The following is a 533-nucleotide window of genomic DNA, read 5'->3' as shown; positions in this document are numbered from 1 at the left end:
TTCCTGTCACGGCTGTTCACGGCCTTGAATTTGCTGCCATCGATGGCCACCATGTCGCTGGATAGTAGCTTCAGTCCGCGACACAGTTCGACGAAACGACGGCATACATTGCGAATGGCCGGACCGTTGTCGCGGCGAAAGTCAGCGATCGTCTTGAAGTCTGGTGCCAGACGTCCTGTCAGCCACATCAGCTCGACATTGCGTTGGCATTCGCGCTGAAGACGCCGGCTGGAGGGTACGCGGTTTAGATACCCGTAGACATAGATCTTGAGCATCACGCCTGGATGATAGGACGGGCGGCCCGTGAGCGCCGGCATGGTACCGTTGAAACCAAGTTCCGCCAGGTCCAACTCGTCGACGAAGGCATCTACGACCCTGACTGGATTGTCCTGTTCGATGTAGTCATCAACACATTCGGGAAGTAGTGCAACCTGCTTGCGGTCATCGCCTTCAACGAATCGCTTCATGAGTCACCCGGTCTCAATGCGTTGATTCAGTTTAGGCGATCAATGCGTTTTCACACACCCTCGGCC

General features: G+C 55.7%; 1 protein-coding gene. It reads right to left on the bottom strand.

Annotated features, from left to right (window positions below):
• Positions 1 to 467: transposase (locus FH08_RS0134040; protein WP_031362636.1), on the bottom strand; the 467-nt coding region annotated here is incomplete at its 3' end.
• Positions 468 to 533: the final 66 nt, after the last annotated feature.

Source organism: Caballeronia sordidicola (assembly GCF_000729995.1).
GTDB lineage: Bacteria > Pseudomonadota > Gammaproteobacteria > Burkholderiales > Burkholderiaceae > Caballeronia > Caballeronia sordidicola_A.
Note: the sequence above shows the minus strand (reverse complement) of the source record. Positions and strands in the feature narration are given on the sequence as shown.